This is a genomic window from Paenibacillus sp. MMO-177, from assembly GCF_037147795.1.
In the GTDB taxonomy this organism is placed as follows: domain Bacteria; phylum Bacillota; class Bacilli; order Paenibacillales; family Paenibacillaceae; genus Pristimantibacillus.
The window spans coordinates 22,474-33,145 of sequence record NZ_JBBCUR010000014.1 but is presented as its reverse complement, the minus strand read 5'-3'; the positions used below and the strand labels follow the sequence as shown (position 1 = coordinate 33,145).

General features: G+C 48.8%; 8 protein-coding genes and 1 pseudogene. 1 reads left to right on the top strand and 8 read right to left on the bottom strand.

Annotated features, from left to right (window positions below; genetic code table 11):
* Positions 1 to 19: 19 nt before the first annotated feature.
* The 3 genes from WFK81_RS27725 to WFK81_RS27715 form a co-directional block, all read right to left on the bottom strand.
* On the bottom strand, positions 20 to 1,183 hold the full coding sequence (locus WFK81_RS27725; protein WP_336790319.1) for a substrate-binding domain-containing protein: 1,164 nt from the start codon (positions 1,181 to 1,183) through the stop codon (positions 20 to 22).
* Between the two features lie 227 nt (positions 1,184 to 1,410).
* Positions 1,411 to 2,817 carry an ABC transporter substrate-binding protein gene (locus tag WFK81_RS27720; protein WP_336790317.1) on the bottom strand — a complete coding sequence of 469 codons (1,407 nt, stop codon included), beginning with the start codon at positions 2,815 to 2,817 and terminating at the stop codon, positions 1,411 to 1,413.
* Positions 2,818 to 2,874: 57 nt separating this feature from the next.
* Complete coding sequence (locus WFK81_RS27715) at positions 2,875 to 4,302, bottom strand: response regulator transcription factor (protein WP_336790315.1); 1,428 nt, start codon at positions 4,300 to 4,302, stop codon at positions 2,875 to 2,877.
* Between the two features lie 74 nt (positions 4,303 to 4,376).
* Here WFK81_RS27715 and WFK81_RS27710 point away from each other — a divergent pair, with 74 nt between their 5' ends.
* Complete coding sequence (locus tag WFK81_RS27710) at positions 4,377 to 6,194, top strand: cache domain-containing sensor histidine kinase (protein WP_336790313.1); 1,818 nt, start codon at positions 4,377 to 4,379, stop codon at positions 6,192 to 6,194.
* A 77-nt stretch (positions 6,195 to 6,271) separates the two neighbouring features.
* Here WFK81_RS27710 and WFK81_RS27705 read toward each other — a convergent pair whose 3' ends face one another.
* The 5 genes and pseudogenes from WFK81_RS27705 to WFK81_RS27685 form a co-directional block, all read right to left on the bottom strand.
* Entirely contained in the window at positions 6,272 to 7,477 is a 1,206-nt protein-coding gene (locus WFK81_RS27705) for a Gfo/Idh/MocA family protein (protein ID WP_336790311.1), read from the bottom strand.
* A 68-nt stretch (positions 7,478 to 7,545) separates the two neighbouring features.
* Entirely contained in the window at positions 7,546 to 8,754 is a 1,209-nt protein-coding gene (locus tag WFK81_RS27700) for a substrate-binding domain-containing protein (protein ID WP_336790309.1), read from the bottom strand.
* 337 nt (positions 8,755 to 9,091) lie between these two features.
* Positions 9,092 to 9,205 (bottom strand): annotated as a pseudogene (locus tag WFK81_RS27695) (sensor histidine kinase); the annotation flags it as partial.
* 54 nt (positions 9,206 to 9,259) lie between these two features.
* Positions 9,260 to 9,844, bottom strand: a complete 585-nt coding sequence (locus WFK81_RS27690) for a YdeI/OmpD-associated family protein (RefSeq protein ID WP_336790307.1) — start codon at positions 9,842 to 9,844, stop codon at positions 9,260 to 9,262.
* Between the two features lie 141 nt (positions 9,845 to 9,985).
* Positions 9,986 to 10,660, bottom strand: a complete 675-nt coding sequence (locus tag WFK81_RS27685; protein ID WP_336790306.1) for an RraA family protein — start codon at positions 10,658 to 10,660, stop codon at positions 9,986 to 9,988.
* Positions 10,661 to 10,672 lie beyond the last annotated feature (12 nt).

Sequence of the window (10,672 nt, the reverse complement as noted above, 5' to 3'; positions counted from 1 at the left end):
GCCTCCGTAAATTGGATGTTTACTTCTTCATTGCATCCTGTATACTTGCCGGTGCGTCTGTGCCATAAATCAGCTTCCAGTTTTCCAGCACATTTTCTTTGGTTACTTTGATAGCTGGCGATGCAACATAGGCAGGGGCTTCCTTGCCAAGCAGAGCATAACCGGACAGAATGGCTTGCGCTACGCCTTGGTCATACGGAAGCTGTGCGCCAAGACCACGAACGATACCGTCGGAAGCGATCGATAAGGCTACGTTAGTACCAAGGTCGACTGTAGTGACAATCAGATCGTTCCGCCCCGCCGTTCTTGCAGCAGCCATAACGCCCTCTGCCGGAACGTCCCACGGTGCGAATATCCCGTTAATATCCGGGTTTCTCGTCAGCATCGCCGATGCAACTTCCTCACCCTTGTTCGGATCGGTAATTCCGCCTTTAGCGACAATTTCGATATCCGGATACTTCTCTTTAATGCGGGCTTCGAACGCATCGGAACGGTTCTTTGTCACGAAAAAGTTCACATCATGAAACACAATGCCGACCTTCCCTTTCCCGCCTAGCTTCTCCGCCATAATATCTGCAGCTAACGCACCGTTACCATAGTTGTCGCCGGATACGATACTGATATAATCCTTGCCAGGGACAAGCCCTTTCGCCGCACCATCCATGAATACCAGCTTCACGCCTTGATCGACGGCTTTCTTGTATGCGCTTGCAGTGGATACAGCATCGACTGGAACAGAGATCATAATATCTGGTTTTTTCGCCAAAACCGTTTCAATGTCGTTGACCTGCTTTTCGGCTTTAAACTGGGCATCTGTTACCGCAACAACTTCAATACCCATTTTCTTGAACGTATTTTCCATTGCGCTTACAGCAGCTGTCATATAGTCGGTACCGGAATAATGCATGACGATCGCAGCCTTGAACTTCCCATCCTTAATCTTCTTCAACTCGTCTTCAGAGAGCTGCAGGCTCTTAGCCGATACCGCCTTCTCTCCATTTGGGCCAATGTCCTGAACCGGCAGATCAGGAATATTCGGATTAATCGTCAGTGGCCCGGAAGCCGTATAGCCCTCATGTTCTTTCGGTGCCTCCGTCTTGTTTTGCCCGGCGTTTCCGCAGCCTGCTATCGTCAAACCGCATACAAGCAGCAAAGCAAGTGATGATATAAATCTTCTCTTCATATTCTGTTACCCCTCACTTTATATAAGTTGTAGCTCGATTCCTTCGCATCAGCTGAACAATCGATTAACTTGAGTATAGGGCGAACGTGGTTACCAAAATAGACGATGAATTTAACCTGAAGGGGGAACTTTTTAGTGGAGAATTCACGCGAACGTAAAGAAGGACCGTGCGATGTTTTGAAATCACACAGTCCTTCTTTTTTACCTAGTAAACTAATTTTCATTCGTTAATAGCCGCTCTCTCTCATCAAATGCTCAACCTTAACAGCCGCTTCATCCAGTGCGGTCCTCGCATCCTTCTTCCCGGTCAAATACTGCTGCACCGCCGTTTGGACGGTCTCCGACACTTGGTCGTAATTTTTGATTCGCGGCCTTCCCATACCCACGCTCAAGGATTGGCCGAGCACCTCGTAATACTCACGAAGCGACTCGTCGGGCACAGTCTTGGCTGTCGCATAAGCTGACTTCCGGGTCACGTGCTGCCGAAACCGCAAGTAATCGCGCTGTACATCAGCGCTGGTCAAGTAGTCAGCCAATTCATAAGCTTCTTTCTTATGCTCCGAATACTTGTTTATTGCTAGCCCCCACGAGCCGAAATGGGGCCCCCGTACCAATATATCCCCATTTTTCACGCCGGGAAGCATGAAATAGCCGACCTGGCCGCCTTGCAGGTTCGGTTGTAGCTTCATATCGTGGAAATTCATCCCCATGGCCACTTGCCCGAAGCCAAAAGCGATCTCGACCTCATCCCACGTGTAGGAAAGAACGTCTGGCGGGGTCACTTTGTCCTTAAGTATCCAGCTTCCATAAGTCTCCAGGGCCTTTACTCCGCTCTCGGAATTAAATACGGGATTAAGCTTCTCATCGAACAGCTTTCCACCGAAAACGCTCAGAAATGATTTGTAATCGACGAAGCCGGCTTCATGCTTACCCGCCATCAATGTTGTGCCGTACATATCGATCGTCCCGTCGTGATTGATATCGCGGGTAAAGAACTTGGCAATGTCCATATATTCGTCCAGCGTAGTCGGGATGCTGAGTTCGCGTTTAAACCTTTTTTTAAAGGCGGCCCGATTAGCCTCATCTTGGAATAAATCTTTCCGGTAGCTGACGGTAAGCACGTTCGACTGAATCGGCAAGCTCCAAATATCGAAGCCCGCTGCTGTTATACGATCCAGATTGATCGTATCCATCCCAGGCGGCACCCTTTGCGGCATGTCCTTGTCAAAGACAGAACTATCCAAAAACAATTTCGCGATGAAATCGTTTATATCCGCAGTCGATTCCGCTTGACGGATAAAAGGCGTCATCGGTTCCAGATGTTGAATAATTTTCGGTATCCATGGGGTATCGACAGCAATGAGATCATATTCACTGCTCATTCGGGACAACTCCGTAAACACCTTTTCCTGCAGACTGTTATACGGAAACGTGTTTACTTCAACGCTAATCCCTGTCTGCTTCTCGTAGTTTTCGGCCGCATTAACGACCGCCTCAGACCCAGCTTCTACCGTTGCATATAATACCTTCAGCTTAGTGCTTGAAGAAAGGGAATCCAATTCGTCCGGCGAACCGGAACGATATATGCTGCCATCCGTACATCCGGAGCAGCTTATCGCGATCATGCATAGCATAAGCATATGTATCCTTAGTCTGAACACCTCTGCGCCACGCCCTTCTTTTCTGTCTTCTTACTCACTTTCATCCGGTTCGGTCAGGATACCATTATTCTTCCTAAACTCCGAAGGCGAATAACCGAACTCCTTCTTGAACAAGCTTCTGAAGTAGGCATAATCGGCATACCCGATATCCTCCGAAATTTCGTTCACCTTCTTTCTCGTGTTCAGCAGGAGTGCGCTTGCATGCTTCATTCTTCTGCGAGTAAGATACCTGACGAAGGTGATGCCCATTTGCTGTTTGAACATGCGGCTTAATGTAACGGGGTGGACATTTACGGCTTCCGAGACAACCTCCAGACTCAAGTTTTTCTCATTTGAATTCTCGATTACTTGCAGAGCCTGCTTAAACCAGTTAACCGCTTGCGGAATCTCGCGATCTTGCTGATCAAGGTTCTTAAGTGCCCTGACCCCGTTTATCACCATATGGCGAATCCGGTCCTTCAAAACTTCCCATGTATAATGCCGTCCTATCCATTCATGCCAATAATAAAGCGTTTCTTCATCCACCATAATCATATTGTTCCTGCTCAGACCTTCATCCAGTACAGCCATAAGGTATGCGCATTCCTTCCGAAGCTCATCGTAAGTCACATTCGTCAAGCATTCGAACCATGCATTCAATCCCATTTCCAGCTCTGAGATCTCACCGGTCCGCGCATGTTGTATAATGATCTGCCTGTGCTTCGCGGCTTGATTCGCCCACTCTTTCTGTCCGGCACGTTTGCCGGAAGGAGGAGCATCGTTTATCTGAAAAAATCGGAGCTCCCTCTTCATGCGCATTTGCGACTGCAATGCGGGTAAAAAAGCTTTTCTCTCTCTGAAGCCGCTAGCTGATTCTTCCAATGGCGCTCTTAATACGATGGCTTCCAGGTCGGAATCCAGCGTCAATGTGAGCAGTATATCGTGGGAATTGTTGTATTGATCCAATAGTGCTGCGCGATTGCCTAGCTCGATTTGCTTCCATTCGCGTTCATCAAACCACAGGCTGACATTAAAAGGCTGTACCTGCTCAATGGAAACATGCGGAATCGGGGTGACGCTCATAAGCTGATCCAGCTCCTTAATAAAAGTCTGCACCAGCATTCCTTTCACCTTAAGGACAATATCCGACAGTTCTCCACGATCTGCCGGCTTGAGCAGAAAGCCGGTGGCGCCGAGTGTGAGCGCTCTCCTCGCATATTCAAAATCATCATACCCTGATATAATGACCACATGAATAGCAGGATACTTCTCATGTATGCGCTGAAGAATATTCAGTCCGTCAAACTCCGGCATGCGGATGTCCAGAAAAACAAGATCGGGTTGAATAAGCTCGATTCGCTTCAGGGCTTCATATCCAAATTCCGCATTAAACACTTGCTCATGCGGAAAAAGCGCCGTCAGCTTTTGAATAATGCTGACCCGCACTTCACTTTCATCGTCAACGACACAGATTTTCACAATAAATCCAACTCCTTTATGCAAACCTAAAGCGAAGCATATAGAAAATGACGCGAACGAGGGGGAACCCGTTTTTGTTCTTATTCATTTATTTGAAGCGTATCATACAACGCATGTCGCTGAAGTACAAGTTGTTCGTGCTGTTGATTCTGATTTCGATCATTCCCATATCGTTGGTTAGCTATAGCTCCGAGTACTTTATGTTTCGCTCCAGCACGGAGTATTCGGCATCCATTTCTTCACAGTATGTGGAATTTGTCTCCAAGGAGCTCTCCGATTATTTGCAAGCCATGAATGAGTCGTTCGACAGTCTCTTTATTAACGCAAGCTTCCTTAACTATCTTGGAACACCTGCCGACCAATTAACCGAGCAGGCCAATGCTATGATGCGATTTCGGCCAATAGTCCGGAACTCGCTGCAATTTCACCCCGAGGTACTCGGTGTACTGTATGTCGACCGCTTGGGAAAAATATATTTCGATTCGTACCAGAATCAATTGAACCCCTTGTATTCGTTCGGAGCGGACCACCCCTATAAGGCTGCATTTGCAAACAGCAAGCCGGAGCTCACTGCGCCGCATCGATTGCCTTATATTCTGTATAGCAAAGCAAATGTATTCTCTTATATCAGACCAATATTGGATACAGACACGGGCCAAACAGAGGCCTTGTTCATCATAGAAATCAAGGAAGAGAAAATCATGAGCATGCTTAGCAGCAATCGGCAGGGCGAGGAAGGGCAAGTTATTATGTATCATGAGAAGAATGATACGACCGTGTCCGAATCGCCCGATGCCGCCGCTCTGATGCAAGATTTCCAACAAGCCAGACTGCAAACTCATAAGACAAGCAGGCAGTTGCTGTTCACATCCGGCGCGCGAGAATATCAGGCCATCTACGCCGATCTTCCAGGCAGCGATTGGAAGATCGTATGGACGGCTCCCCTTAGCAGCATTAATAACGGGGTTCGGCAAACGTATCTGCTTACGCTTCTGATTGCTGCCTTCAGCCTGGTGACCGCCTTGATTATCGCCTTCCCTGTCATGAGCAACATTCTTCAGCCCTTGTTCAGGTTGAAGAAAGGGATGCAGAGCTTAGGGCGCGGCGTCTATGTCCCTGTGCCGATGAAGCACAACTATGATGAGATCGGATTTTTAATCAACAGCTATAATCAAACGCTCGACAAGCTTCAGCTCATGGAACGGGAAGTATATCAAGCCAACATGAGAGAGAAGGAACGCGAGCTGCTTCAGCTGCAAGCTCAGATCAATCCACACTTTCTGTTCAATACGCTGGAGACGATCGAATCCTACGCGGTCAGAAACAATGGCGAGGCTGTCGGCGATATGGTACAGTCTGTCTCCCGCATGATGCGATACACGATTAGAAGTGACGACGGATGGACCACGCTAAAAGAGGAGATGGCGTACATTCACAATTTCCTGACGATCCATTACTATCGTAACGGTAAAGATGTCGACGCCCATTTCGAGATCGATCCCGAGCTGCTCGATTTTCCGATCATGAAGCTCAGCATTCAGCCTTACATCGAGAATGCAATCAAATACGGTTGGAGTCCGAATATGAGCACCGACGAGTTTCAGCTCACCGTCAAGGTTCAGGCCCTCGCGGATGCCTTAATGATTGTCATATGCGATACGGGAACCGGGATATCCAAGGATGTGCTGGACAAGCTTAGGCAGTTGATTCAAGGTAAGGGAACGACCAAGGATCCATATTTCCGTAAGCATACCGGCATTTTCAACACGTACCGCAGATTAATGCTGGTCTATGGCGATCAGGTTCAACTTTCTGTCGAAAGCACGCCGGAGCACGGCACCCGGTTTGAATTCAAAGTCCCTTACGGACACCAAAATCGAGGCCCCGCTTAATCGCTTGAATTCGCCGATCATGATTTGAAGATCCCGGGAGCAAACAAGAGGTAACCATTATGGCTACCTCTTGTTTGTTATGCTTCTTGAACTGTTCCCACTGATGCCGTTGCCGGCTGCGGTGAGGTACTTACCCATCTGCCACTGCTTGCGGATTCCAGAATCGCATCAGAAATTACATGGATACGATACCCGTCATGGAAGTTCGGAGAGACGGCCGCATCGTTAACGATAGCAGATATGAAATCATGCGTTTCGATGATTTTTGTCTCGCCGTAGCCGATTCCGAGAGCTGGAATAGGCCACAACGCTGCACCGTTCGGATGGGCAGGACCGGTATAAATCGTACGGAATCCGCGTCTGTCGTCCGGGTCATCCGAGAAGCAAACCTGCAGCTCGTCTCGTCGTTCGTAATTAAAAGCAATGGATCCTTTGTCTCCATGAATTTCAAAGGTCAGGAAGTTATTTCTTCCCCAAGCATTACGGGTCGCTTCGATGCTCCCAACAGCGCCGTTCTCGAATCGAAGCAGCGTACTGATCTCATCATCCACGTCAACTACTGCTTTCTCCAAGGCGCCAGTTGATTTTACCGTACCCAGCTTATCCACGATGCCGGCGGATACCGGACGCTCTTTGATCCACGTATTGGCCGTACCCATCACTTCTGTAATTTCTCCTACCAAATAACGGGCGAAATCAATTACATGCGTGCCGATGTCCCCAAGCGTACCCGAACCGGCCACATCCTTGCGGAAACGCCAGGACAGCGGCGAATTCGGATCGGCTGACCAATCCTGCAAATAGGTGCCCCGGAAGTTCAAAATGTTGCCGATCGCACCTTCCTCAATATATTTCTTCGCAAGCGTGACGGCAGGCGTCCGGCGATAGTTAAACGCCACCATATGCTTCACGCCGGCTTCGTTCACGGCATCCAGCATCTGCTTTGCTTCTTCTGTCGTCCGGGCAAGCGGCTTCTCGGAGATAATATGCTTCCCTGCTTTGGCCGCGGCGATGGCGATTTCGGCATGCGTATTATTCGGCGTGACGATATCGATAATATCGATGCTCGGATCTTCGATCACTCTTCTCCAATCAGAAGAGTACGAATCGAAGCCGTAGCGGGCAGCAGCCTCTTTTGCCAGCTCCTCATTGATATCGACTACCGTTTTGCGGTACGGAATGGCAGGCGCGGGCCAGAAAAACATTGGCATTCCCGCATAAGCCAGCGAATGCGCCTTCCCCATGAAACCTCCGCCAATCATCCCTACGTTTAATGTACGCATTGTATTCTCTCCTTCACAGGTACGATTAATGGATTACAGAGACTTGTTCGTTTATAACAGGTGACGAATTACTTCGCCATATCTTGAATCGCTGCAGGTGCATCCGAATGGTAAACGGTTTTCCAGGATTCCAGGACGTTCTCCTTATTTACCTGCAGCGACGGCACCGCTACGTACGCCGGCGCTTCTTTTCCCAACAAGGAGTACGCCGCCAGAATCGCTTCCGCAACGCCTTGATCGTATGGCAGCTGGGCGCCTAGACCTTTGATCATGCCGCCCTTGGCAATGTCCAATGCCACGTTCGTGCCAAGGTCGATCGTCGAAATCACCAGATCGTTTCGGCCAGCGGAACGTGCGGCAGCGAGCGCGCCTTCGGCCGGTACATCCCACACCACGAACATGCCCTTCATCTTCGGATGTTTCGTCAGCAGTGCGGCAGCGACTTTCTCGCCGTCGTTAGGACCAACGATTCCGCCGCGGTCTACGATTTTGATGTTCGGATACTCGTCTTTAATCGTTTTCTCGAAAGCCTCGGTTCTTTGCTTCGTGACGAAGAAGTCCGCATCATGGTAGATCACGCCGACCTCGCCTTCTTCGCCGATCGCTTTCGCTAGAACATGTGCGGCTTCTACGCCATTGCCGTAGTTATCGGCAGAGACCACGCTGACGTAATCTTTGCCGGCCTGCAGTCCGCTTGCCTTGTTGTCCATGAACACGAGCTTCACGCCTTCATCCGCGGCTTTCTTGAAAACACTCGCCGTCGAGACCGCATCGACCGGAATACTGACCAGGATATTCGGCTTTTTGGCGAGTATCGTTTCAATGTTGGCTACCTGCGTTTCTGCTTTGAAGTTCGCATCGGTTGTGGCAACGATTTCGATATTCATTCTGGTGAATGTATCCCTCAGTCCCTTCAACTGCGCCGCGGACCAGTCGTTACCGGCATAATGCATGGAGATAGCTGCCGTGTAATGACCGGACTTTATCTTTGTCAGCTCTTCTTCCGTCAATTGCAGCGTTTTGGCGGAGACGGCACTCTCGCCGTCCGGCCCTTTGCTTAGAATTTCTTTATCCGGCAGGGCCTGATTAATCGTGATCGGTCCGCTGGTTTCCGCAGATGATGCCCCGTCATTAGCTGTCGTCTTCCTTCCCGCATCGTTAGCTTCGGCAGCTGCATTCGAGGCGCCGCCGGTGCTTCCGTTGTTCGTACCGCAGCCTGCCAGAGCCAAGCTGCAAACAAGCATAAATGCTACCACTACAGAATTACGTTTTCTCATGGCCAATGCCCCCAGTTTGATGATGAATGCCAATTCAATTCAAGCCTTCGGCCTTCGATACTACGTCGCGTTCTTAGTTCGGGCCGTTAACGTGGCACACCCCTCCTCTGCAAGTTCAACCGCTTTCGAAAGCGCTGCTTGTCTTTGCTGCCAACTGAAAATGTAAGCGCGTTCAATAAAAGTATAGAAGGTTCAGGCGGGGAAAACAGCAGAATAATTTAACATAAAGCGAAGAACTTTTTAGCCTTCACGCCACTGGATGGCATGCTGCTTACTGTCTTTCCCTGTTGGTACTCGCCCCAGACGGCTTCTCCTTGTGTTAATTCCCCGGTTCAAAAAAATGCGGATTAATTTGAGACTGAAGCTGCTTCATGACAGCTTCCCTGGACCGAATCTCCTCTTGGTACACCCGTTCCACTAGAAACTGGATCTCTGCCGCCATCTCCACGAAAAAGAGCCCCCTAGAACCATTTCAGGCTTGGGGGCATTTATAGATCAAAGCACATTATTTATCGCGATAATGATTAGCTCTTCGATTAACTTCCGCCAGCGAAACGGTTTCCTCAATTCGCTTTTGTCTCGTTTCTTTCCGTTTGGCATTCAGTATCCACTCCAGGATCATTCGCTTCGAGGAGCGAGGGAACTTTTCGAAATTGGACTTTGCCAAAGTGTTTGCTTCTAGCGCGTGCTGCAGGTCATCCGGAATAACCATATTCTCTACTTCATTCAGAGCATCCCATGTACCGTTGTTTTTTGCTGCTTCAATTGCGGCCAAACCTGCTGGAGCCATGAGTCCTAACTGGAGTAAATTTTCTATTTTCCCTTTATTGACCTTGCTCCAATTACTCTTCGGATTCCGTTTTGCAAAAAACTGATAATAACTATTGTCGTCCCGCTTGTTAGGTTTGCTGTCAACCCAGCCGAAGCACAATGCTTCGTCCACAGCCTCATCATAATAAACGCTTGGAACACCGGAATCTTTTTTATAGATGATAAGCCAGACCGATGACGCCGATGCATGGTTCGCCTCGAGCCAGGCGCGCCATTCTGCCCTAGTCGCGGCGGATATTGCATTGTCTTCATACTTCAATTCTTACATCCACCTTTCTACATCAATAATACTTCACAGCTTATCCTTCTAAAAAGCACTATACCCTCTTTGACAGCACAACCTCAAGTATCGAAGTAAGCAAGAAAAAGCAACCGTCAAATTACCGGTTGCTTCGAAACTTTACAAGATTCCAAAAGTACGGAAAGCCTCCGTGCACAGCATTCCTTCCTGAAGAGCGGTTCGCACTTTATTCTCACCTTCTACCTTCTCAATAGCGAGCTGAATCACTTGTTCTTCCATCCTTCTTGGCACAACAACTATCCCATCGATATCTGCAAAAATATAATCTCCTGGCTCTATCTTTACTCCATCGATTTCAATAGTTTGTTGAAAGGCGATCAGATTAACCCTGCCTTTGGAATCTGTTGGCACTTGTCCTCTGGATGCGATTGGGAATCCCATTTCAAGCAGCTTTGTTGTATCCCTATTCAAGCCGTCTACGATGGCACCGCGTCCGCCACGCGCACGACAAGCCGTTGCAAGGAGTTCTCCCCAGAAAGCGGCTTCATCGGGAGCACCGGTTGTCACCACAAATACTTCTCCCTTGGCGATGGAATCAATTGCCTCCATCTGCTTTTGATAGGGAGCTGCTGGAATCTCGTACGTTATCGCCGCCTGTGCCGTAAACCCACGTCCACTTACCTTTTTGCCAGGATCGATAAGCCTTATTCCTTTACCAAAGGTTTGATAGCGGTATCCTAACTCATCCAGCACGTCCGAAAGTACTGCAGAATATAGCTTCTGCTCTAAATAATCAAACGATAACCCTGCGATGCTTTCTCTATCTTCTTTCATTGCTGCTACACC